The organism is Ulvibacter sp. 2305UL32-6, assembly GCF_058148545.1.
This window is the reverse complement of the sequence record NZ_JBYVKA010000002.1, coordinates 40,456-62,630: the sequence shown is the minus strand read 5'-3', so window position 1 is coordinate 62,630 and position 22,175 is coordinate 40,456. Positions and strand designations below refer to the sequence as shown.

23 protein-coding genes, 1 other RNA gene and 1 pseudogene are annotated in these 22,175 nt (G+C 38.3%); 7 read left to right on the top strand and 18 right to left on the bottom strand.

Annotated elements, in window-relative coordinates; all coding sequences use genetic code 11:
- Positions 1 to 17: 17 nt before the first annotated feature.
- From ACY2RU_RS06060 to ACY2RU_RS06040, 5 genes and pseudogenes are all read right to left on the bottom strand, one after another.
- Positions 18 to 554 (bottom strand): 1-acyl-sn-glycerol-3-phosphate acyltransferase, encoded by a 537-nt coding sequence (locus ACY2RU_RS06060; RefSeq protein WP_490137536.1) that lies wholly within the window; start codon positions 552 to 554, stop codon positions 18 to 20.
- Positions 555 to 578: 24 nt separating this feature from the next.
- The gene (locus tag ACY2RU_RS06055; protein WP_490138275.1) at positions 579 to 1,637 is read right to left on the bottom strand and encodes an iron-containing alcohol dehydrogenase family protein; all 1,059 of its coding nucleotides are present in this window, start codon (positions 1,635 to 1,637) and stop codon (positions 579 to 581) included.
- 45 nt (positions 1,638 to 1,682) lie between these two features.
- Positions 1,683 to 2,393, bottom strand: a pseudogene (kdsB, locus tag ACY2RU_RS06050) (3-deoxy-manno-octulosonate cytidylyltransferase); the annotation flags it as partial.
- 57 nt (positions 2,394 to 2,450) lie between these two features.
- Positions 2,451 to 3,029 carry a DUF4126 domain-containing protein gene (locus ACY2RU_RS06045; protein WP_490137535.1) on the bottom strand — a complete coding sequence of 193 codons (579 nt, stop codon included), beginning with the start codon at positions 3,027 to 3,029 and terminating at the stop codon, positions 2,451 to 2,453.
- Positions 3,030 to 3,032: 3 nt separating this feature from the next.
- Entirely contained in the window at positions 3,033 to 4,460 is a 1,428-nt protein-coding gene (locus ACY2RU_RS06040; RefSeq protein ID WP_490137534.1) for an ATP-dependent DNA helicase, read from the bottom strand.
- Positions 4,461 to 4,604: 144 nt separating this feature from the next.
- On the opposite strand from ACY2RU_RS06040, the gene ACY2RU_RS06035 reads away from it, so the two are divergent.
- From ACY2RU_RS06035 to ACY2RU_RS06025, 3 genes are read left to right on the top strand one after another with little or no spacing between them, the layout of a single operon-like run.
- Entirely contained in the window at positions 4,605 to 5,267 is a 663-nt protein-coding gene (locus tag ACY2RU_RS06035; RefSeq protein ID WP_490137533.1) for a hypothetical protein, read from the top strand.
- Complete coding sequence (locus ACY2RU_RS06030) at positions 5,245 to 6,069, top strand: DUF3822 family protein (protein WP_490137532.1); 825 nt, start codon at positions 5,245 to 5,247, stop codon at positions 6,067 to 6,069. Before ACY2RU_RS06035 ends, ACY2RU_RS06030 begins: the two co-directional genes overlap by 23 nt.
- Positions 6,069 to 6,602: an RsmD family RNA methyltransferase gene (locus tag ACY2RU_RS06025; RefSeq protein ID WP_490137531.1), complete on the top strand. Its 534-nt coding sequence runs from the start codon at positions 6,069 to 6,071 to the stop codon at positions 6,600 to 6,602. The genes ACY2RU_RS06030 and ACY2RU_RS06025 overlap by 1 nt, the downstream gene beginning before the upstream one ends.
- A gap of 535 nt (positions 6,603 to 7,137) precedes the next feature.
- Here ACY2RU_RS06025 and rnpB read toward each other — a convergent pair.
- Positions 7,138 to 7,464: RNase P RNA component class A (gene rnpB / locus ACY2RU_RS06020), an RNA gene on the bottom strand.
- Positions 7,465 to 7,557: 93 nt separating this feature from the next.
- Here rnpB and ACY2RU_RS06015 point away from each other — a divergent pair.
- Genes ACY2RU_RS06015 through ACY2RU_RS06000 form a run of 4 tightly spaced genes read left to right on the top strand, consistent with a single transcriptional unit; the run spans position 7,558 to position 10,990 of the window.
- Positions 7,558 to 9,447, top strand: a complete 1,890-nt coding sequence (locus tag ACY2RU_RS06015) for a DNA polymerase III subunit gamma/tau (RefSeq protein WP_490137530.1) — start codon at positions 7,558 to 7,560, stop codon at positions 9,445 to 9,447.
- 38 nt (positions 9,448 to 9,485) lie between these two features.
- Complete coding sequence (locus ACY2RU_RS06010) at positions 9,486 to 9,992, top strand: hypothetical protein (RefSeq protein ID WP_490137529.1); 507 nt, start codon at positions 9,486 to 9,488, stop codon at positions 9,990 to 9,992.
- 2 nt (positions 9,993 to 9,994) lie between these two features.
- On the top strand, positions 9,995 to 10,576 hold the full coding sequence (locus tag ACY2RU_RS06005; protein WP_490137528.1) for a MiaE family protein: 582 nt from the start codon (positions 9,995 to 9,997) through the stop codon (positions 10,574 to 10,576).
- A gap of 54 nt (positions 10,577 to 10,630) precedes the next feature.
- Positions 10,631 to 10,990: a hypothetical protein gene (locus ACY2RU_RS06000; protein ID WP_490137527.1), complete on the top strand. Its 360-nt coding sequence runs from the start codon at positions 10,631 to 10,633 to the stop codon at positions 10,988 to 10,990.
- A gap of 8 nt (positions 10,991 to 10,998) precedes the next feature.
- Here ACY2RU_RS06000 and ACY2RU_RS05995 read toward each other — a convergent pair whose 3' ends face one another.
- The 12 genes from ACY2RU_RS05995 to rpsA all read right to left on the bottom strand — a co-directional run bounded on the left by ACY2RU_RS05995 (position 10,999) and on the right by rpsA (position 21,956).
- Positions 10,999 to 11,898, bottom strand: a complete 900-nt coding sequence (locus tag ACY2RU_RS05995) for a Ppx/GppA phosphatase family protein (RefSeq protein ID WP_490137526.1) — start codon at positions 11,896 to 11,898, stop codon at positions 10,999 to 11,001.
- 1 nt (position 11,899) lies between these two features.
- Positions 11,900 to 13,993 carry a polyphosphate kinase 1 gene (gene ppk1 / locus ACY2RU_RS05990; RefSeq protein ID WP_490137525.1) on the bottom strand — a complete coding sequence of 698 codons (2,094 nt, stop codon included), beginning with the start codon at positions 13,991 to 13,993 and terminating at the stop codon, positions 11,900 to 11,902.
- A complete protein-coding gene (locus ACY2RU_RS05985) occupies positions 13,994 to 14,479 on the bottom strand; it encodes a SixA phosphatase family protein (protein WP_490137524.1) in 486 nt (161 codons plus the stop codon).
- A 71-nt stretch (positions 14,480 to 14,550) separates the two neighbouring features.
- Positions 14,551 to 15,189, bottom strand: a complete 639-nt coding sequence (pdxH, locus tag ACY2RU_RS05980; protein WP_490137523.1) for a pyridoxamine 5'-phosphate oxidase — start codon at positions 15,187 to 15,189, stop codon at positions 14,551 to 14,553.
- A 189-nt stretch (positions 15,190 to 15,378) separates the two neighbouring features.
- Entirely contained in the window at positions 15,379 to 15,837 is a 459-nt protein-coding gene (locus tag ACY2RU_RS05975) for a Spy/CpxP family protein refolding chaperone (protein WP_490137522.1), read from the bottom strand.
- Positions 15,830 to 16,105 carry a hypothetical protein gene (locus tag ACY2RU_RS05970; protein WP_490137521.1) on the bottom strand — a complete coding sequence of 92 codons (276 nt, stop codon included), beginning with the start codon at positions 16,103 to 16,105 and terminating at the stop codon, positions 15,830 to 15,832. Before ACY2RU_RS05970 ends, ACY2RU_RS05975 begins: the two co-directional genes overlap by 8 nt.
- Complete coding sequence (locus tag ACY2RU_RS05965; protein ID WP_490137520.1) at positions 16,102 to 16,626, bottom strand: RNA polymerase sigma factor; 525 nt, start codon at positions 16,624 to 16,626, stop codon at positions 16,102 to 16,104. Before ACY2RU_RS05965 ends, ACY2RU_RS05970 begins: the two co-directional genes overlap by 4 nt.
- A gap of 103 nt (positions 16,627 to 16,729) precedes the next feature.
- A complete protein-coding gene (locus ACY2RU_RS05960; protein WP_490137519.1) occupies positions 16,730 to 17,635 on the bottom strand; it encodes a ribonuclease Z in 906 nt (301 codons plus the stop codon).
- A gap of 105 nt (positions 17,636 to 17,740) precedes the next feature.
- The gene (locus tag ACY2RU_RS05955; RefSeq protein ID WP_490137518.1) at positions 17,741 to 18,076 is read right to left on the bottom strand and encodes a ribonuclease Z; all 336 of its coding nucleotides are present in this window, start codon (positions 18,074 to 18,076) and stop codon (positions 17,741 to 17,743) included.
- Positions 18,063 to 19,004, bottom strand: a complete 942-nt coding sequence (locus ACY2RU_RS05950) for an aspartate carbamoyltransferase catalytic subunit (RefSeq protein ID WP_490137517.1) — start codon at positions 19,002 to 19,004, stop codon at positions 18,063 to 18,065. The genes ACY2RU_RS05955 and ACY2RU_RS05950 overlap by 14 nt, the downstream gene beginning before the upstream one ends.
- A gap of 90 nt (positions 19,005 to 19,094) precedes the next feature.
- Positions 19,095 to 19,634, bottom strand: a complete 540-nt coding sequence (gene pyrR, locus ACY2RU_RS05945; protein WP_490137516.1) for a bifunctional pyr operon transcriptional regulator/uracil phosphoribosyltransferase PyrR — start codon at positions 19,632 to 19,634, stop codon at positions 19,095 to 19,097.
- Between the two features lie 399 nt (positions 19,635 to 20,033).
- Entirely contained in the window at positions 20,034 to 21,956 is a 1,923-nt protein-coding gene (gene rpsA / locus ACY2RU_RS05940; RefSeq protein ID WP_490137515.1) for a 30S ribosomal protein S1, read from the bottom strand.
- Positions 21,957 to 22,175 lie beyond the last annotated feature (219 nt).

Here is a 22,175-nt window from a genome sequence, read left to right as displayed (position 1 = left end):
TCCTATGCTGCAATTTTTTAAGAATATTGTGGCACCTTACCTACGACGCCTTTGTAGAGTTTCCGAAGCACTTTTAAATCGGCTTCAAGGTCTCCTGTAGGATAAAATGGAGGATGAATACGTACTGTTTTAGTACGGTAGTCGAAAGCAACGGGAATGATAGGCACGCCAACGGCCATAGCGATATAATAAAAACCTGTTTTCCATGTGTCTACCTTTTTTCGAGTGCCTTCGGGAGCTAAGGTTAGTCTAAATTCATCTTTACTATCAAAAACCTTAGCAATAGCCTCTACTTTATTTTGACCCGACGTACGATCTAAGGGAGCGCCACCCATCCATCTAAAATACCAACCAAACGGCCACTTAAACAACTCTTTTTTGCCAACCCAATTGATTTGAACCTTTGTAATTCGTCGCGTAAATACGCCAATATAGAAGTCGTGCCAACTAGTATGAGGAACCGCAATGATAACCGATTTCTTTATCTGGGGAGCAAAATCACCAACGATCTTCCACCCTAAGACTTTTGTAAATAACCATTTTGAGAAACCCATACTTGCGTTTGAGTAAGCAATAACTTACATCTTTAAATATAATTCCTTTAATCGTTCGCGGGTCATAATGTTTTCCCAATCATCACCTAAAGCATTCTCCCAAAGAGGAACTAGGCTAAGGGCAATATCGATCATGGTGTTAATTTGTTCTTCTGAAAGATTAGCACAAAGTCCCTTCGGAATTGTGATCTCATGTTTTTTTACCATTTCTTTAAACAATACAACATCATTGGGGTAAAACTCTTCCAAGTGGTCAAAAACGATACAGTTCCCGATCCCGTGTTTTGTACCAAGAACATAGGAGAGACCATAGCTCATAGCGTGGGCTACGCCCACTTGAGAGTATGCAATGCTCATACCTCCATGCCAAGATGCCATCATTAATTTTCCGCGGGCTTCTGCCTCATCGATATTTCCTTCAACAAAGATCTCATGACAAAGATCATATGCTTTTTCGCCATAGCTTTGACTAAAAGCGTTTAAGAAGGTTCCATTAAGAGATTCTACACAATGAATAAAGCAATCCATTCCTGTATAAAACCACTGATTTTTAGGAACGCCTATTGTAAGTTCTGGATCTAAAATTACTTGATCGAAAGGTGTAAAATCACTATTTATACCAAGTTTCTTAACGGGTCCTGAAAGTACGGTTGTTCTGGAAACTTCGGCGCCAGTCCCAGAAATGGTTGGGATTCCTACGTGATAGACTGCCTTGTTCTTTACAAGATCCCAACCTTGATAGTCGGCTGCACTACCCTTGTTGTTCAACATAATAGAGACGGCCTTAGCCATATCGAGTACAGTTCCGCCACCAATACCAATGATACCAGAAGGTTTATAGGTAAACTCGGCTTTAATATCTTTAACGATCTGATCTACTTGAATTGTTTTGGGCTCTTCTTCCGCAGAAATAAAGATCAATTTGTCATTAAACCTCAAGTTAATTCGATCCATAAATGCTTTGTCTTCTTTAAAGACATCATCTATTAAGAATATAAATGGCGCTTTGTCTTTACGTTGCGGCGCTAGTATTGAGGATAACTGATCAAAACTTCCCTGGCCAAACACTACTTTGGGAACCATAGGGAAATTTCGGTATTTATTATTTACGGTTTCTTTCTTTTCTTCCTTTAGCACTTTGTTTGCTCTCATAAGGTCTTCTGGAGTATCGATCTCGATTCCCTGCGTATTGGAAATCGCCATTTTAATATTTTTACCGTATTCGAGATAGCGAATACATTCAATTTTTTCAGCAGCTTCCATGGTACGCATTGGTAGGCGGTAAAAATCCATTAAAGCTTGTTTTCTAAACGCGTAAATTCCTTTGTGTTTGTAGTATTGTACGGCGGCGTTCTTATCTCTTGGGTATGGTATTGGCGAACGAGAAAAGTACATGGCAAAGCTGTCTTTGTCAACGATAACCTTTACACAGTTAGGGTCACTAATTTCTTTCCAGTCGTGGATCTCAGTCATTAAAGAAGCCAGATCAATTTTATCTGCATCGGGTTCATTAAAGACCTTTAATACTTGTTCTAGGCCTTCTTTACTGGTAAAAGGTTCGTCGCCTTGCACATTGACAACAATGTCAACATCCATGTTTTCAACGGCTTCGGCAATACGATCGCTTCCGCAGTCGTGTTCCTTAACGCTCATAATGGCCTTTCCGCCGTAGAGTTCAATTTCAGAAAAAATGATAGCACTATCTGTTACCACATATACTTCGTCGAATAAGTTTGTTGCTTTTGCAGCCTCATAGGTGCGAACAATCACGGGCTTTCCGCCGAGATCTTGCATTAATTTCCCCGGAAAACGAGATGCGCCGTAACGCGCAGGAATCATAGCTATTATTTTCAATGTTGTGGTTTTTCTGAAGTTAGTGTGCCAAAAATAATAAGATTATACACTTGGCGGCTTCTTTTTCCGAAGCTTTTTATAAAATTTAAAAATTCCGAAGAAAATAGCAAGCACAAAGATAAAGGCGAGTACAGGTAAAAATATGGACGCTATTGACATTACGACCGAAGTTCCTGTTTCTACCGTGGCAACTACTGGGTTGGCTAATCCACCTGTAGTGGTAGAAGAAGTAAGGCGTAAAGCCGAAGCATTTCCCTTAATTGCGGTTGCCGTTCCTCCCCCAGCAATGATTGCAAGTGCCCAGGTAACAACAGGGCTTAAATCTGAAACAGTCGCAACCATGACAGCAGTTCCTGCAACAGTTGCCAATGGAATGGCAATACTATCTAATATATTATCTACCCAAGGAATATAATAACCAAAGAGCTCGATTAGTGTGGCAATTGCCATAACAACAACTGCGGTAAGGCTTCCCGCCCACTCCCAGCTTTCGTTGAGCGGAATTACATCATAGTATCCCGCCAAACTGAGCACGAGTAAGGGTAGAAAAACTCTAAAGCCAACAGCGGCGGCAAGCCCTACTCCTAAACATATACTTATAATGATCTCTGCGTAATCCATGTCTTACGAATCTACAAAAAAGGAGTCTTTAAATCCAATGAGATATAACTTTTCTTTGGCGCGCGTTATGGCCGTATATAGCCATCTTAAATAATCTTTATCAATGCCGTTTGGTAAATACGGCTGTTCAACAAATACAGTGTTCCATTGGCCTCCCTGACTCTTATGACAAGTAATTGCGTAAGAGAATTTCACTTGTAGCGCATTGAAATAGCGATTTTTCTTTACAGAAAGGAACTTTTTATATTTTGACTTCTCATGCGCATAATCTTCCATTACGGCTTGATAAAGCTTATTGGAGTCGTCATAAGATAAGGATGGTGTTTCGGAAGACAGCGTATCTAAAAGTAGAACCGTTTCAAAGGCTTTCATCCGTGGATAATCTGCCATTTGTACACGAACTTCCGCAAAGCGGAAACCGTATAATTCAACCATTCTAAAGATCTCTAAGACTTCAACAATATCACCATTGGCGATAAAACCCGCCTCACTTTCGGCCGAAACCCAATGGTAGTTATTTTTTACGACCATGAGTCGGTCACCGGGAGCCAATTCGGCTTCTTGATAAAGCACTCTACTTCTGATGTTTTGATTGTATAGGTTAGCACGTTTGTTGGAGCGGACGATAAAAACGGCATCATCATCGCCAGATTCGCTATAGCTATCGGTTATCGCATCCATGATCTCCATCCCGTCTGCTGGGCGAATCACATCATCAAAGGCTTCCGAAGAAAAAGAAAAAGTATCGTAAAAACCAGAATCTAATTGTTCGCGGAGTTTGGTGGCATTAACTAGAATTCCACTGTCTTGTTGCTGGCGCACCACTTCATCTAGTTCAATTGCAATTACTTCTTTGTTATAATGACTTTCTAAAAGACGTTTGTCTAATGCGGGGCTAATATCTAATTTAATGGGTGGCAGCTGTGCAGTATCCCCTATAAGCATGAGTTTGCAATTGTGCCCAGAGTAGACATATTGCATAAGGTCATCTAGCAGGGAACCATTTTCAAATAGTTTTGCGTCGGTGTTGATATCTGGGATCATAGAGGCCTCATCAACAATAAAAATTTTATTTCGCGACTTGTTTGGTTGGAGTGTAAATGAAATTCCTCCTCCTTTTTTTGCCTTCGGAAAGTAGATCTTTTTATGAATGGTGTGAGCTTCTTTTCCGCTGTAGTTGCTAATCACTTTAGCCGCGCGACCTGTGGGGGCCAATAGCGAGAAAGAACGTTGCGCTTTCCAAAGGTTTTTTACGAGTGTTCCTGTAATAGTAGTTTTACCTGTACCGGCATATCCTTTGAGTAAAAACAGGTCATTTTTTTTTTCGCTTAGCACAAAAGAAGCGAGCAATTGCAGGGTTATGTCCTGCTTTGTGGTTAGAACATGCGGAAAATCGCCTTTGAGTAGGCTATAAAAGTGAGAAACATCCATAAGGGGGCGTGTGAAACTTTAGCGGTTAAATATAGCTAGGATTTTTTCGGATTATACTTTTACGAACAAAAAAAAATTGTAGATTTGTCATATACCTAATTTTAGAATTATACACTAAATAAACTTCACGTAATGAAAATTGTATTGCAGATTGTACTTTGGATCCTTATCATTTTCTTAGGATGGAAACTTTGGAACTCTATTTCAGGGCCTATCAAGTTTAATGAGATTAAGGAAGCTCGTTACGCTAAAATTATTAAAAATTTAAAAGATATTAAAGCCGCTCAATTGGCTCATCAGGAAATTGTAGGTGGTTTTGCTGGAGATTTTGAAAGTTTGGTTCGTTTTGTAGATACTGCAGAATTTGCCATTACATCTCGTCGTGATACATTCTATGCGGACGTAGAGAAGAATAAAGCTTACGGTTTAGATCCTCAGACTGGTGGATATATCACAGAGGCCGTTATTGTTGATACCCTGCGTTTCACTCCACTAAAAGATTCATTATACGCTGGAACAGATCGTTATAAGACCATGATGAATGTTCCTATAGAGGAAGCAAAAGGAGCTAAATTTGAAATGAGATCTGGTAAACTGGAAAAGAATAAAACAGTTTATTCAGTATTTGAAGCTAGAGTATCTAAGGATGTTGTCTTGGGTGATTTAGATAAAGACCTACTAACTCAAGAGAAACAAGTTGTTTCTGTTGACGGGGTTAATGGAAAATATATTAAAGTTGGTTCTATGGAAGATGTAGATACGAGTGGTAACTGGCCAAAAAGCTATGACTCTCCAGACAATCAATAAAAATAGATCAAACGAATATAAAAGACTGTCCGTTCAAGTTTCATTGACCGGACTTTCTTTTTTAGTATCACATACAGATACTAAGGATACCCTTTATTTTACTGAAAAAGTCTTTGACCGGAATTATACCCCAGAAGAACTTTTATTCGAAATTCAACAGCTATTAGCCCGGGAAGAAGAACTTCAAAAAGATTTTTCTGAAGTTGTCATCATATACGCCACCAATATGTATACTGTGGTGCCATCTAGCCTTTTTGATGATTCAAGACCCAGTGATTATTTAAAGTTCAATGCCAAAATATTGGCAAACGATTTTATTGCTCACGATGAAGTGGATAATCACCAAATGGTGGTTGTATACGTACCCTTTGTAAACATAAATAATTACTTTTTTGATCAGTATGGCAGTTTTCAATACTTTCACAGCGCGAGTATCCTGCTTAAAACTATTCTTGACACAGAAAGACATGTTCAGGGTAAAAAAGCCTTTATTCATGTGCGTAAAGAAGAATTTGATATGTTGGTGCTAGACGAAGGAGTCTTGCAATTGTGTAATAGCTATACTTTTAAAACACCAGAAGATTTTATCTACTATGTGTTATTTAGTTTAGAGCAACTTCATTGTAATCCAGATGCCATAGATACCGTTTTAAGTGGCTCAATTCAAAATAACGATCCTTTATATGAAATTTGTTATAGATATATTCGGAATATTTCTTTTCATACGTTTAATTTTTCTGGAATTCGCTTTGCTGAAGATGCAAAAGCACACGAACATCTCATTTTAAAAAGCACGCTCTAATGCGAATTATCTCGGGTACTCACAAAGGCAGACGCCTTACCGCTCCAAAGAATTTACCTGTTCGTCCTACGACAGACATGTCTAAGGAAGCACTTTTCAATATTTTGAACAATCAGATCGAGTTTTCAGAGGTTTCTTTGTTGGATCTATTTGCCGGAACAGGTAACATATCGTACGAGTTTGCTTCTAGAGGTTGTAAACAGATCATGGCCGTTGATTCCCATTTCGGATGTATAAAGTACATTAACCAGACTGCAGAGCAGTTAGAGTTCCCTATCAACACTGTAAAAGCTGATGTCTTTAAGTATGCCACTATGCGTGGGGCACCCTTTGATGTAATTTTTGCGGATCCCCCGTATGATATAGAAGCTGCCGAACTAGATATACTCGTTCAAAACCTATTCAATAATGAGCGTGTTGCTACGGATGGATTGGTGGTTATTGAACATTCAAAGCACACAGATCTTTCTAAGGTGCTTCGCTTTGAGAATTCCAGAAAATATGGGGGTTCGGTTTTTAGTTTTTTTAGGTAGTTACATCGCTTTCCTACAGTGTTCTACACCCGTTTTGTAAGTATAATTAAGTGGCAGTACGTAAGGTTTTTTAGCAGTAAGGCATAGCTTCCCACCAAAATTTAGTTAACTTTACCTAGCATTTATCCCTATATAACAACCTAAGAAACTCCACCCGCTTCCCATGCAACCAAAAACCATTGACCTTGAGTTTGCTGAAATACAATTGTTTGACACCTATGCCATTTCTTCTATAAAAGAAGGAGTCATGTTTAATGCACCACATCTAGAAGCTTTTTTTGAGATATTTAAATTGCATTATGGCAACAAACCATTTGTTTCTATTGCTAACCGAAAAAATGATTACACCGTAGATCCGCAACTATTTAAAACCATGCGTTTGCCAGAAATAGCCGCAATTGGAGTAGTTTGCCATACAGACTCTTCCTATCAAATAGCCTTATTTGAAAGAGAATTCTATCCTGGCGTGTTTATGATCTTTAAAGAAATGGACGAATGTATTGAATGGGCAGAAAAATTACTGTCTGAAGTTTTAAAAAAAAGCAGGCCTATAAGCCGGGTTCTGTTATCGAAACGAATTCGATACCTTATCATTTATCTGGATGCATTGTTACCAATACATTCTATCTGCCTACCCTCCTGCATCGGGCGGGAACCCTCAAGCACAGGTTTACGTGACATTTCACCGTATAGAGTTTACCTGATTTCACTACAGCATTACCTGTACATCCTTTCTGCTGCACTTGTCCTATCACGCCAATGACGTGACGACGGCCGTTAGCCGCTATACTTCCCTATGGTGCCCGGACTTTCCTCCACAGACGAGCGAAACGCTGTCTGTGACGATAAGGCGGCCTGCTGCTGCCAAAGGTACTTTAATGTTAATAAAAAGCGTAAAAAGAGGGCTGGTATTTTTCGCAAACTTAGTGTACATGATTATATTTGTTTTCTACCTATGGAACATTTTATAGTATCAGCTCGAAAGTACCGCCCAGCCATCTTTAAAGATGTTGTGGGGCAACAGGCCATAACCAATACTCTCGAGAATGCCATAGAAAACAATCACTTAGCGCAAGCATTACTCTTTACAGGCCCAAGAGGTGTTGGTAAAACAACCTGCGCCCGGATTCTAGCTAAAAAGATAAATCAGGATGGTACTGAGCAAACCGACGAAGATTTTGCCTTTAATATATTTGAATTAGACGCGGCTTCTAATAATTCGGTTGATGATATTCGCGATCTAATTGCGCAGGTTCGTATTCCTCCGCAGGTAGGATTTTATAAGGTGTATATTATTGATGAAGTCCATATGCTGTCTTCTGCTGCCTTTAACGCATTCTTAAAGACGCTAGAAGAGCCTCCAAAACATGCTATTTTTATTTTAGCCACTACTGAAAAACATAAAATAATACCTACTATTCTTTCTCGCTGTCAAATTTTTGACTTTAAGAGAATTACGGTTCAGGACATTAAAGGACATTTGGCAGAAGTAGCTAAAGCTGAAGGCATAGAAGCCGAAGACGACGCCCTACACGTAATCGCTCAAAAAGCAGATGGCGCCCTAAGAGATGCTCTTTCAATTTTTGATCGTGTGGTTAGCTTTTCTGGGAAGACGATGACTCGTGAGGCCGTTACCGAAAACTTGAACGTTCTTGATTATACCTATTATTTTCAAGTAACTGATCTTTTGTTGCAAAATAACATTCCGCAGGTTTTAGTAGCGTATAATACTATATTAGCCAAAGGCTTTGACGGTCATCATTTTGTCATGGGCTTGGCCTCTCACTTTAGAGATCTGTTGGTGTGTAAAAACCAAGAGACCATTGCTTTGCTGGAAGTTGGCGAGCAGGTTAAAACCTTATATTTTGAACAATCACAAAAAACCGATGTCGCTTTCTTGGTTGAAGGTATTGAGATCGCGAATAGCTGTGATCTCAAATTTAAAACTAGTAGAAATCAAAGGTTATTGGTTGAACTTTGTTTACTTCAGTTGGCTTCTCTTACGGCGGTCGACGAAAAAAAAAACGCTAATTTAAAGGGAAAACGTTTTGTTTTGCCTCCCTCCCATTTTAAAAATGCAGTTATTAGTCCGTTAGAGACCGTAGATGCTGTAATACCAGCTTCGGAAACTGTAACGAGCGAGACCCCTGCTAAAGAACCAATAGATTCTAATGCGACTCCAGCCCAAGCTGCGTCGGAAGGGAAAGCTATACAACAAAATGTTTCGGCACCGAGCAATCAACCCACCGAAGTAGTTACAGCCAAACAAGAGCTTGTGACCCCAGAGGTCACACCCACTCCGGTTTCCGAAGAAAATATAGAAGCAAATATAGTATTGGACGACCAACTTGCTGAGCGTCCACAGATTTTAGCGGAACGAAACACGTCTAAGGTTTCTGCGCTTTCTTTAAAAAGTATTCAAAAAAAGCAGGAGCTTAAAAAAGAACTAAACGCAAAACTCCCAGACCAAAAAAATCTTCCAAAAGAGACCTTTACTGAAGAAGAAATGATTGCGGGTTGGAATGATTTTACAAAATTGGTTGAGGAGAAAGGGCGATTTAACCTTTTATCGCATCTAACCATGGGAGTTCCCAAATTAGAGGGTACCCTGATCCATTTAGAATTTCCAAATAATACGATCAAGGTAGAAGTTGAAAGGGCAAAACACGAATTGTTGGGCTATTTGCGAGAACGCCTAAAAAATTACGATATTGATCTCTCCATTGAAGTAAATGAAACTGCTGTTAAGCGTTATGCTTATACTGCTCGTGAAAAGTTTGAAAAAATGAAAGAGAAGAATCCGTTAATAGATACATTACGTACCGAATTTGACTTAGACCTCTAGTATCATAAGCTGGCACAGGGCGGCGTAACAAGGTAAACATGTTAAAAAGTATTACACTTAAGAATATAGGAAAGAGTATCGTTTTTATTTCGGCATTCGTGATCTTTGCGTCTTCTATGACGGCTGTATTGGGAGCTTTGCTGGGGTTTCGCGAAGAAGTGGAAACCTATGTTTCGGGAAAGGTAAAACTCAATTTATTTGATTTCTTTATTAGCCACTACTCTATTTTATGTCTCATTTTTGTGGTATTGGGGAGTATCTATTTTATTTCCGCAGTAAACCTGTTAAAGCGCAAAAACTGGGCGCGATTGTTCCTAATTTGGTTTTCGGGGATCTTGATTATTATTGTCATCGTTTTTTGGTTTCAAATAATTTCCTGGAGTCAGTTTTTTGATTCAAAGGGGCTGGTAGCATCGGCAATCATTGCTATATTGGTGTGTGCACTTCCGTTAACCGGACTGATCTTCTTTTTGCAAACCAAAAAAGTAAGAGAAATTTTTAAAGGTGATTCTAACAAAGTACATATTTATAACCCTGAACGATAATCATGCTAGGATTAAAACTACCAACAGACCCTCGCTGGGTAAATATTGTAGAAAAAAATATTAAAGAAATTTTGACCGATCACGCCTATTGTGAGCAAAAAGCAGCTTCAACTGCTATTTCATTGATAGTTTCTTTTCCCGAATACAGTGAGCTCGTACAAGAGATGGTGGCATTGGTTAAAGAAGAGATCAGTCATTTTAAAATGGTTCACGACAAAATTTTGGAACGTGGTTGGACCATGGGTCGCGATAGAAAGGACGAATATGTACTGCAGATCGTAAGCTTTTTTCCCAAAGGAGGAAGCAGAACCACACAATTAGTACATCGCTTATTATACGCTGCGCTTATAGAGGCCCGAAGTTGTGAACGTTTCCGTTTATTAAGTGAAGAGCTGGAAGACAAAGAACTCTCTGAATTCTATCATAAGCTAATGGTTAGCGAAGCTAATCATTATACCATGTTTTTAAGATTTGCCCGAGAATATGGAGAAAGAGCCGTTGTGGATGAAAAATGGCAGGAGTTACTGACATTTGAAGCTGAAGTAATGAAGAATTTAGGAACACAAGAGACAATTCATGGCTAATTGCATATCATAGGTCAACATTATTAAACGATATTTAACTTAACGGTCGAAATTATGTCACATTTTATAAAAGACGACGGAACTACCAAAGAGATGCTGTCATTGCGTTTTTCAAGTATTACAAGAGAAACTCTTTTGCCGCAAATTGATGAAATTCTCTTGTTTAGAAAATATAAACGTCTTGATGGCGAAGTAGGCAATGGCACTTATGAAAAAGGTGATCGAACCAAGCGGATTTTATTTGGTGCGTTTGTAAAATATTTCAAATTTAAAGTGATGGTTGATACGTTGAGTGACGGAGAAGTAGGTGTTAGAGTATTGCGCGCTACTTCAGGATTTTCTGGAGGTGTAATAGGTGTAAATCAAGTAACTCAAGAAATGATCGAAATATCAAACAGCTTAAAGACCTTGTAATGCCTAGCTTAAACAAGTTCAGCGTTTTCGCTGTACAAACTCTTAATGATCCCATCGGCTAAACCGATCTTTGGCACAAAAACATTTTTTGCTTTGCTCCATTTCATAGCCGACAAATAAATGCGGATAGCAGGAACAATCACATCGGCACGGTCTGGGTTCATGCCCAAATCGGTTATGCGCTCTTCATAGGTCATGTTTTGGATATTCTCGTAGTAATTAGCGAGATAAAAATAACTTAACGGGCGACCAAGCTTTACCGCGCTCATTTTATACACGTGATTGATGTTTCCACCAGAACCAATTAGTTCAATTTTGTTGTAAGAAAAGGTGTTTTCCTTGATCCAGGCTTTTACGGTTTCCCACATATCTTTTTCAACGATATCTTTAAGCAAGCGTACTGTTCCTAACTTGAATGATCGTGAGGTAACCGTTTTTCCGTTCGCAAAAACTGTAAATTCTGTACTTCCACCTCCAACATCCACATAAAGAAAAACTTTATTGTCTTGAATAAGTGATGTTAGGTCGGTTGAAGCTATAATAGCAGCTTCATCGTTTCCGTCAATGATCTCAATGTTTAGACCAGTTTCTTTTTTTACTCGTTTGGCGATAGCGATTCCATTGGAAGCTTCCCGCATGGCCGACGTAGCGCAGGCTCTAAACTTGGTTACGTTGTGAGTTTTTATCAATAAGGTAAACGCAAGCATAGCGTCTAACATTCGTTTTTCGTTTTCTTCGGAAATGGCACCATTAAGAAAAACATCGGAACCCAATCGAATAGGCACTCGTACTAAAGATGTTTTTTTAAATATTGTAGGTTTTCCCTCTTGCTCAATGACTGATGCAATAAGAAGTCGAATGGCATTTGAGCCAATATCTACTGCGCCGTATTTATCTATTTTTAACAAATTATTGTTTTAGTTTGTTTTGGTAATACTCGTATAGTTTGAATTGCGAACGAACTTTTGGTAAATTATTCTTTCTATAGGCATTATCTTGTTTCTCTGAAATAACACGGGCCTTAACATTATCGCTCCAACTAATATTAAACGTGTCTATGATCTCTTTTTTGATCTCTGGGTCGTAGATTGGACAAGAGATTTCAACTCTATTATCAAGATTACGGCCCATAAAATCGGCAGAAGAAATGTATACTTTGGTGTTTCCATTATTTCCGAAGAGATATAAACGAGGATGTTCTAAAAATTTATCGACAATACTTATCACTTCAATATTTTCGCTCATCCCTTCCACACCGGGAATTAAGCAACAAATTCCTCGAATAATAAGCTGAATTTTCACTCCTGCTCTACTCGCCTCATAAAGTGCGTCAACCATCCCATAATCAGATAAGCTGTTTAACTTTAGGCGAATTCCACTGGGCAATCCCATTTTGTGATTATCAATCTCAGCTTCGATCAAAGAATAAAGCACATTTCGCGTATAATGCGGTGATACAATAAGGTGATTGTACTTTTTGATCTTATAGTTTACCTCAAAGAAATCGAATACTTTGTTGATCTCTTTACAAATTTTCTTATTTGCTGTAAACAAGGTATAGTCTGTGTAAATGGTTGCCGTAAACTCGTTAAAATTTCCCGTGCTTACAAAGGCATATCGCCGTATTTTTTTGTTTTCTACACGTTCAATGATACAGGCCTTACAGTGTACTTTGAGTCCGGAAACGCCAAAAATAAGCTTAACTCCCTCACTTTGCATCTGCTCTGCATATTGAATATTGGCTTCTTCGTCAAAACGAGCTTGCAATTCAATTTGAACAGTTACCTCTTTACCATTTTTTGCAGCGTTTATCAAGGAGCTCGCAATGTGAGAAACTTCCGCAAGACGATAGATCGTAATTTTGATTGCACTTACTTTAGGATCTAAGGCTGCTTCTCTTAGAAATTTCACTACGTATGAAAACGTTTGATATGGGGCATAGAGCAGATAATCTTTGGTAGCCACTTTATCGATAAGGCTTCCTTCAAGGCTTAAACCCGGAATTGGGAGTCCGTCGATCTTCTTATATAAAAGATCAGTACGCCCTAGACTAGGAAATTTCATATAGTCTCTTCGGTTGTGATATCGTCCGCCAGGAATAATACTGTCTGTATTATCAATTCCCATCTTATTCATAAGATACTTGAGTGTACCTTTATCGATGCTCTTGTCATACACAAAACGCACGGGGTCTCCTACGCTTCTGTTTTTAACACTTTTGGAGATCTTATCAATAAAACTTCTACTTAAATCACTGTCAATATCTAGCTCGGCATCACGTGTAATTTTGATCATATGCGCCGTAATACTTGTGTATTTAAAAATGCTGAACAAGTTATGTAGACAGTATCTTATAAGATCGTCGAGAATAATGATATAGCGTTTTTCCCCATCCTTTGGAAGTTCTATAAATCGATCGATCGATTTTGGAATTTCAATGAGTGCGTAATTTTTCTTTTCTTCGAAGGTGTCGTCATCTTGTGACATGATCATCTTTACGGCCAAATAGGCAGCACTGTCTTTTAAAGATGGAAAACGTTCTAATTCACCGATCATGATCGTGACCAATGCCGGGCTCACCTTCCGAATAAAATAATCTGATATATATTTTCCCTGGCTCTCTGAAACCTCTGTTTCATCGATCATATAGATATCTTGCTTGGCCAATTTTTTTTCAATAGCGCTTAAGATTCGCAAACTAGTTGACTGTTGTTTAATAACTGTTTGCGTTATTTTATCTAACAGCACATTTGCAGTACTACCTCCTAAAAAGCTTCTTCCGCCTTTACCTGCCTCAGCAATTCGTTTGATCGTGGCATATCGAACTTTGAAGTACTCATCTAAATTGTTTGAAAAAATCCCGATAAACCGAAGTCGTTCAATTAACGGAACCGTTTCGTCTTCGGCTTCTTGTAAGACGCGCGCATTAAACTTTAACCAGCTTAGTTCTCGGTTATAGTATCTGTTTTCAGTATGTGGGGTTGTAGCGGTGTCTTGCGTCATTTATTTAAGATGTTTCGGAAAAAGAGTTTTTACAGTACGCCCAGTAGTCACATTTGCCCACGAATTTTCATCAAATTCAAGCATAATAAATCCAGAGGTTGGTACATTTTCAATATACTTGTTTCCTAGCATATTTGCAATTGATGTAAACGCATGATTATGACCAACGATCATCACGCAATCTATAGCGTCATTTAAGCTTGTAATAACCGACATTGCATTTTGCCCACTGAAGTCGTATAGACTATGATCTGTGCTAAAGTGTTCGTCAGCGAGCTTAAAAGCATCTTGAAAGTAGTGCGCAGTGGTTAGGGCTCTAACTGCATCGCTACTAATTATTTTTTGAGGTGCTGCTATTTCACTTGCAATAGTTTGCGAAACTAACTTGGCATCATTGTGTCCTCTTTTCTTAAGTGGACGACCGTGATCAATAACATCATGCTTCCATGAAGATTTTGCGTGACGCACCATATATAGTGTTTTCATTTCGTATAGTTAAGTTTGTGTAAATCTATTTCCTAAAAATATTTTGTTTCTTTTGGTTTTGGATTGATTTCTTAGGGTTGAACGCGTCTTAATTGCCAGTCATTATCCTTCCAAACATATTGTATTCGATCATGTAATCTATTCGGTCTTCCCTGCCAAAATTCAAAAATCATAGGTCTTACCAAGTAACCACCCCAATTTTTTGGTTTTGGTACTTCCTTATTAGCATATTTCTCTTCAAGCGCTTTTAAACGTTCTTGTAAAAGTTCTCTACTCTCAATAGGTTCGCTTTGATCTGAAACTAAAGCGCCTAACTGGCTTCCTTTTGGACGTGAATGGAAGTAATTAGTGCTGTTTTCTTCGGAAGTTTTTTCGGCGATCCCTTGAATAATGATCTGTCGCTCTAATGAAGGCCAAAAAAATGAAAGACAAACCTTGTTATTCTCTGAAATAGCTTGCCCCTTCTCACTTTTGTAGTTCGAATAAAAATAAAAGCCATACTCATCGTACTTTTTTAATAGCACTACCCGGCCTCTTGGAAAACCGTTTCCCGCGGTAGTTAATGTCATGGCGTTAGGTTCGTCTAGGCCCGCATCATTCTTTACATCATAAAACCAACTGTGAAATTGTTGCATCGGATTTGGATCCAAGCCTGCTATGGTTAGTTCGCTCTTTTCGTATGATTTTCGATGATCGTGTAAGTTATTCAATAGCTGTTTTTTTAACTGAAGTAAATGACTTTACTTGATTGTATATGCAAGTTACAAAGATTGTATCATCCTTGGAAATACAACATACGTTAAGTTTGGGTTAAATTGATAATGAAGTGAAAACAGAACGGATCCAGAAACTAATGCTTCTGAACCCGTTAAAAAAAACTAACCAAATAAAATGAAAATTTATTTTTTCCTACGACGATTCTTTTGGATAATATCCCCGAGTTCGTCCATTAAGGCTTTAAAATTATCTTGTTGTTCAGGAGTACACAAATTCTTGATCTCCTTAAGGTGATTAAACTTAATGCGCTCAGCTTGCTGTTGAAATGAGGCTATTTGTTGAAGAATCGAATCTGGAGCATGCTGATTATCTTCTTGTAATTGCTTAAATAGCAATCGTTTAGACCTCATGATCTCTTCATCCGTTTTATTGATATCTTCTCGATGCTTCTCTATAAGTTTTTCAAAAGCAGCTACTTGATTTTCGTCCAATTCCAGCTTTTGAACGATCTTTTCTTTAACATTATGAGTTCTATCTCCCCGTCTGTTTTTTTCCTTCGGAAAAATCATAAAACCAATAAGAATTGCGTTTGAAATCAAAAGCGCAATAATAATTACGATATATAACTTAGATCTATTCATGATACAAGAAATTATCTGTCATAGCCATTAGTTCTTCTGTTTGAACGGTCTCTTCAACTGAAGTTCCACTAAACAAGACATAACATTCTACAGCAACTAGGCAAAGGAAAGCCGCAGCAAGACCTCGTACCCAGTGCCAAGAAACTAGATCCTGTTCTTTTACCTTTTCCATGATTGCATGATAAAGATGAGCAGGAGCTTCTACTCTCGTAATATTTTGCAATATGTTTAACTGTTTGTCCATCTGATTATTTGACGATACTTTCATACAGCTTCTTCGTTTTGTTGTAATATTTTTTTCAAATTTGTTTTAGCACGCTGAAAAAGCGACTCGGTGGCTTTTTCACTAATATTTAAAATCTCTGCAACTTCAGAGATAGGGAGTTGTTCTATTTTCAATAATATAACTGCGGTTTTTTGATTTTCCGAAAGCTCATTGATTCCTTTAAAGATGCCGGCTATTGATTCTTTCTGTTCGAGTGCAACTCCCGGATGATCAAAATGTCCCATATCAAATCCTTTGCTTTCATCGTCCATTCGTACTGCATAGACAAAGGCTTTACGCTTCTTGCGGTTGCGAGCTTTTACATAATCTAATGCGGTGTTGATCGTGATACGGTAAATCCATGTTGTTGCAGTTGATCTTTTCTGAAAAGTATCTTTCTTTTTATAGACCTTCATAAAAACATCTTGCGTTACCTCTTCGGCATCTTCTGTGTTTTGAACATATTGAAGTGCCAAGTTAAAGACCAGGTTTTTATTGTTTTCATAAAGCGTTTGGAAATTCATTGGCAGACCTAGAATAGCTTCAAAGGATTATTCGGTAAAAATCTTATAAAAAAGTTAGACGACAACAATTAGACAATTCTTCGGTACAACTTATTAATTTAAGCTATAATTCGAAGATCTTTCCGTCTTCCGCAAGAGACACTCTGTCAAAAACGGTTTGTGCCTCCTTTTTAAAGACCTGTGTACTTGGGTATCGTCCAGAATAATGCCCAAGTATCAACTGCTTAACAGCCGCTTCCTTTGCGATCATAGCGGCTTCTTTCGCCGTACTGTGTTTTGTTTTTTCAGCAAGATCGTGATGTTGTTCTAAAAAAGTGGCTTCATGGTAAAGTGTAGTAACTCCATATATCTGCTGAATAATTTGAGGGAAATAAGCGGTGTCACTACAAAAAGCATAGCTCTTTGGTTTTGGCGGATCTATAGTAATGCTCTTATTGTCTATAAGAACACCGTCTTCATTAATTACATCATAACCTTGTTTGATCTTGCTGTAATAACTCATGCTTACATTGGCAGCTTTAACCGCTTCAATATTGAGTGTTCGTTCGTTGGGTTTTTCCAGAAAAAGAAATCCGTTGGTGTAAACCCTGTGGTTTAAAGGGATGGTTGTGACAGAAACTTTATCATCATCAAACAGAAGTTGGGGTTTATCACTATCTAGCTCATGAAAAAAGAGATTATAATTGGTCCAGCTTTTTCCGAGTTTTAATTGAAGTGTAATAGCTTCTTTAATGCCCTTAGGTCCGTAAACATGAAGGTCTGCCTCTCTCCCGAGTAATCGGAAAGTAGAGATAAGTCCGACGAGTCCGAAAAAATGATCCCCGTGTAAATGTGAAATAAAGACGTGTTTAATTCGAGAGAATTTTACTTTGTACTTTCGAAGCTGTACCTGTGTGCCTTCAGCACAATCAATAAGAAACATATGCCCTTTCACTTCTAGCAATTGCGCTGTTGGATTTGCGTCCCAGCGGGGCGTTGCAGAGTGACAACCTAGAATGGTGAGTTTCATAAAAAAAATCTTTGAAAATTTGCCCTAAGCCAAAAGTTTTAGGCTCTACGCTTTTCCTTGCATAAGGCATAATGCCAATTACCTATAGCGGTTTTTGTACTATGTTCAAAACCCTAGATCACGTTCTATTTCTTCCATTTCCACAATATCGCCAGCTTCTTGCAATGTAGGAACAACAACCATTTCCATTGGAATGTCATCTATATCTATTGCAGTGTTTACAATAACAAAAGAGTGTTTTGACGCTCTGTGATACATAGATAATTTTAAAAAATGTAATAATTCAGGTAAAGTGAGATTTGTATATTTTAAAAGATCGATGACCAAGTTGCTCGTTTCGAATTCTCGGGGCACAATTCCTTCAAGAAAAGCTGCAAAATGAGTCACATCATCCCTTTCGTCGGCAAGTATGGTATAGGTGTCTTTTTTAGTTACTTTCATTGTGTTGAATTTTTGAGGCGAGTAAGTATAAAACTGCCATCCGAACGGCAACACCGTTCTGTACTTGATCTAAGATAATTGCTTGTTTGCTGTCGGCAACATCACTAGTTATTTCCACACCGCGATTGATAGGGCCAGGGTGCATGATAATAATTTCTTTTTTAAGCGAATCTAAGAGCGCTTTATTTACCCCATATTGCTGTGTGTATTCGCGTGTTGATGGAAAATAACTGATGTCCATTCGTTCGTTTTGTACTCGTAACATATTGGCTACATCGCACCACGCTAGTGCTTTATACAGGCTTGGTTCGTACTGAACATTTAAATTTTCTATATACTTCGGAATAAGTGTTTTAGGTCCGCAAACTTTAACAGATGCTCCAAGCTTTTGTAGCGCGAAAATATTGGATAAAGCGACTCTTGAGTGTAATACATCCCCTACAATAACCACCTTTTTTCCTGCCACATCTCCAAGGCTTTCACGTATGGAGTACGCGTCTAATAAAGCTTGAGTGGGATGCTCATGCGCACCATCACCCGCATTTACAATACTTGCATTAACGTGTTTCGACAGGAATACGCCTGCACCCGGATTTGGATGCCGCATCACTACCATATCAACTTTCATGGATAGGATATTGTTTACCGTATCGATAAGCGTCTCTCCTTTTTTAACCGAGGAGGATGCAGCTGAAAAGTTTATTACATCGGCTGAAAGTCTTTTTTCTGCTAGTTCGAACGATAGTCTGGTTCGCGTGCTGTTTTCGAAAAATAAGTTTGCAATGGTAATATCGCGCAAAGAAGGAACTTTTTTTATCGGTCTGTTGATCACTTCTTTAAAATGATCGGCCGTTTCGAAGATCAGTTGAATATCATCTTCGGTAATGTATTTTATTCCCAATAAGTGGTTTACACTTAATTCTTTCATTTGTTGTTGTTCAAAAACGCAATAGGCATTGGGATTTAAACTTTAAGCTGCCTATTGCATATAACTTAAAGTTTAGCGCCTTTAAATGCGCTAATTATTTATTAAATAAACTGCATCTTCTCCATCATTTTCTTTCCAGCAAACCTTTACTTTTTCGTCGCCTATGGCATCTACTTGTCTTCCGCGGTAGTCGGGTTGAATGGGGAGATGTCTACTAAAGCGTCTATCAATTAGTGTTAATAATTCTATTTCCAGTGGCCGGCCAAATGATTGAATGGCGGTTAAGGCACTTCGAATACTACGCCCAGTGTACAGCACATCGTCTATAAAGACCACTTTTTTATCTTCAACCATAAAATTAATGTTGGTTTTATTGGCTTCAAGGGGTTTGTCGCTTCGTCTAAAGTCGTCGCGATAAAAAGTGATGTCTAAGTAACCTAATTGGACGTTTTTGATCTTATACTCCTGCTCTAGCATCTTTTTAAGGCGTTCGGCCAAAAATACGCCTCGTGGCTGAATGCCTACAAGAACGGTATTGCTAAAAGTATCGTGATTTTCAATTAATTGACAAGTCAAACGGTGAAGCGCTATATGTACTTCGGTTGCGTTTAAAAGCACTTTTTGACTCATAGAAGATTTCTGAATTACTATTCAGGTAGCAAATTTAAGGGTTTTTGTTGAAAAAGTTGATATTTGAGGCTGCTTTGTTTTTATAGACAGTAATTACCGGTGGCTGCTATGGTATCTTTTATGGAGAGTTCGCGTTAGGGATTGAGGTAAATTACCGTGTAATACCGAAAGCCCGACGTAGACCGAGCGCTAGCGAATGTCTGGGTAACGCCCAAAAGAGATCAATGATTAGCAGTTGCTTGGTATAGAGATGACGCAGGGGGTTAAATTTGGAATATGGAGAATGGACTATGGAATATGGAGTATGGGTTCTCAAGTATCGATTATGTGAAAAATAGTTAGTATAAAAAAAGCCCCTTCATTGCTGAAGGGGCTTCTTATTATATAAAATGAATTGGATTAACTTTTCCCGTCCATTTTGTCTTTCAATGCTTGAAGCGCTGAGTTGGCATCACCTAAAGTTGGTTTTGCTTCGTCTGCTTGTTTTGCAGCTTTTTTAGCTTGCGTTTTAACAATTTTCGCTTCTTCTTCCTTGTGAATCACCATGTGTGAAGCAACCACTTTCTTGAATTCTTTGTTGAATTCAATAATTTGGAATTCTGCTTCTTCACCTTTGCTCACATCGGTGCCGTCTTCTTTTTCTAAGTGACGTTTTGGAACGAATGCTGTGATATCATCATTAAAGTTGATCACCGCGCCTTTGTCTACCATCTCATCGATAGCAGCTGTGTGCTTAGTTCCAACAGCAAATTCGTCTTCGTATTTATCCCAAGGGTTATCTGTAGTTTGTTTGTGACCTAAACTTAATTTACGTCCGTCAACATCTAATTCTAACACGATCACATCAAGAGTGTCACCAATATTGGTAAACTCACTAGGATGCTTGATCTTCTTGGTCCAAGAAAGATCGCTGATATAAATAAGACCATCGATTCCTTCTTCTAGTTCTACGAATACACCAAAGTTTGTGAAATTACGAACAATACCAGAGTGCTTAGAGCCTACAGGGTATTTGGTTGTAATATCAGTCCATGGATCTGGCGTTAATTGCTTAATACCTAATGACATTTTACGTTCTTCACGGTCTAATGTTAGGATTTGAGCATTTACTTTATCACCAACATTTACAAAATCTTGTGCGCTACGTAAGTGTGTAGACCATGACATTTCGCTAACGTGGATAAGTCCTTCAACACCTTCGGCAACTTCAATAAATGCACCGTAATCTGCGATCACAACAACTTTACCTTCAACTTTATCACCTACTTTCAACTCATCACCTAGGGCATCCCATGGGTGTGCGTTTAATTGTTTAAGACCTAATTGGATACGTGTTTTGTCCTCATCAAAATCAAGGATTACAACGTTTAATTTTTGATCAAGTTCAACGATCTCATTCGGGTGGTTGATACGTGACCAAGAAAGGTCTGTAATGTGTACCAAACCATCAACACCACCAAGATCAACGAACACACCGTATGAAGTAATGTTTTTAACAACACCTTCTAATACTTGTCCTTTTTCTAACTGGCCAATGATCTCTTTTTTCTGCTCTTCGATATCAGCTTCGATAAGCGCTTTGTGAGAAACCACAACGTTTTTGAATTCATGGTTAATTTTAACCACTTTGAATTCCATTGTTTTTCCAACGTAGATATCGTAATCACGAATTGGCTTAACATCGATCTGTGAACCTGGTAAGAATGCTTCAATACCAAATACGTCTACGATCATACCACCTTTAGTTCTGCATTTTACATAACCATTAACGATAGTACCTTCATCATGAGCAGCGTTTACACGATCCCATGCTTTGATTGTTCTTGCTTTTCTGTGAGAAAGGATCAACTGACCTGTACTGTCTTCACGTACGTCAATTAATACTTCTACTTTGTCCCCTACCTTAAGGTCTGGGTTGTAGCGAAATTCGTTTAAAGAAATAACACCTTCACTTTTTGCGTTGATGTCAATAATGGCATCACGATCTGAAATGTGAATAACTTCACCTTCAACAACTTCATCATCTAAGGTGTCAACAAAATTTTCAGCAACTAGTTTTTCAAACTCTTCTAACTTTCCGTCATCAATTGGGTCAATACCTTCTTGATAGTTGTGCCAGTTAAAGTCTGCCAAATATTTATCTGGATTGCTTTCTTTTAAGGCAGCTGCCTCATTAGCTTCAATTTCCTCCTCAGTTAAAACTACAGGAGTCGCTTCAGCCGCTACTTCTTCAACTTCTGCTACTTTTGCAGCAGTCGTTTTTTTTCTTGGTTTTGCAGCTTTTTTTTCTTTTACTGCTTCGTCTTTTGCTTTGTCAGCCATGTTTAAATAATATTGCCATTTCGCTTTATTAATAGCTTAATAACAACGATTTGTATTCTGTGATGTAACAAGAGACACTCGTCCGGCGATCCCACAGAAGGGTTATGTTTAGATTTTAAATAATCCTTTTAGTCTTGATTTGCCGCTAAAAGGGTTGCAAAATTAATCTTTTTCTTTTGATTTTCAAAGGGTTCAGTAGATAATTAGTTAAGGAATTAA

Coding starts and splice junctions, on each gene's coding strand:
- ACY2RU_RS06060 (WP_490137536.1), bottom strand. CDS start 554: ATGGGTTTCTCAAAATGGTTATTTACAAAAGTCTTAGGGTGGAAGATC.
- ACY2RU_RS06055 (WP_490138275.1), bottom strand. CDS start 1,637: ATGGTTCCCAAAGTAGTGTTTGGCCAGGGAAGTTTTGATCAGTTATCC.
- ACY2RU_RS06045 (WP_490137535.1), bottom strand. CDS start 3,029: ATGGATTACGCAGAGATCATTATAAGTATATGTTTAGGAGTAGGGCTT.
- ACY2RU_RS06040 (WP_490137534.1), bottom strand. CDS start 4,460: ATGGATGTTTCTCACTTTTATAGCCTACTCAAAGGCGATTTTCCGCAT.
- ACY2RU_RS06030 (WP_490137532.1), top strand. CDS start 5,245: ATGACTCTCCAGACAATCAATAAAAATAGATCAAACGAATATAAAAGA.
- ACY2RU_RS06025 (WP_490137531.1), top strand. CDS start 6,069: ATGCGAATTATCTCGGGTACTCACAAAGGCAGACGCCTTACCGCTCCA.
- ACY2RU_RS06015 (WP_490137530.1), top strand. CDS start 7,558: ATGGAACATTTTATAGTATCAGCTCGAAAGTACCGCCCAGCCATCTTT.
- ACY2RU_RS06010 (WP_490137529.1), top strand. CDS start 9,486: ATGTTAAAAAGTATTACACTTAAGAATATAGGAAAGAGTATCGTTTTT.
- ACY2RU_RS06005 (WP_490137528.1), top strand. CDS start 9,995: ATGCTAGGATTAAAACTACCAACAGACCCTCGCTGGGTAAATATTGTA.
- ACY2RU_RS06000 (WP_490137527.1), top strand. CDS start 10,631: ATGTCACATTTTATAAAAGACGACGGAACTACCAAAGAGATGCTGTCA.
- ppk1 (WP_490137525.1), bottom strand. CDS start 13,993: ATGACGCAAGACACCGCTACAACCCCACATACTGAAAACAGATACTAT.
- ACY2RU_RS05985 (WP_490137524.1), bottom strand. CDS start 14,479: ATGAAAACACTATATATGGTGCGTCACGCAAAATCTTCATGGAAGCAT.
- ACY2RU_RS05975 (WP_490137522.1), bottom strand. CDS start 15,837: ATGAATAGATCTAAGTTATATATCGTAATTATTATTGCGCTTTTGATT.
- ACY2RU_RS05970 (WP_490137521.1), bottom strand. CDS start 16,105: ATGAAAGTATCGTCAAATAATCAGATGGACAAACAGTTAAACATATTG.
- ACY2RU_RS05965 (WP_490137520.1), bottom strand. CDS start 16,626: ATGAATTTCCAAACGCTTTATGAAAACAATAAAAACCTGGTCTTTAAC.
- ACY2RU_RS05960 (WP_490137519.1), bottom strand. CDS start 17,635: ATGAAACTCACCATTCTAGGTTGTCACTCTGCAACGCCCCGCTGGGAC.
- ACY2RU_RS05955 (WP_490137518.1), bottom strand. CDS start 18,076: ATGAAAGTAACTAAAAAAGACACCTATACCATACTTGCCGACGAAAGG.
- ACY2RU_RS05950 (WP_490137517.1), bottom strand. CDS start 19,004: ATGAAAGAATTAAGTGTAAACCACTTATTGGGAATAAAATACATTACC.
- pyrR (WP_490137516.1), bottom strand. CDS start 19,634: ATGAGTCAAAAAGTGCTTTTAAACGCAACCGAAGTACATATAGCGCTT.
- rpsA (WP_490137515.1), bottom strand. CDS start 21,956: ATGGCTGACAAAGCAAAAGACGAAGCAGTAAAAGAAAAAAAAGCTGCA.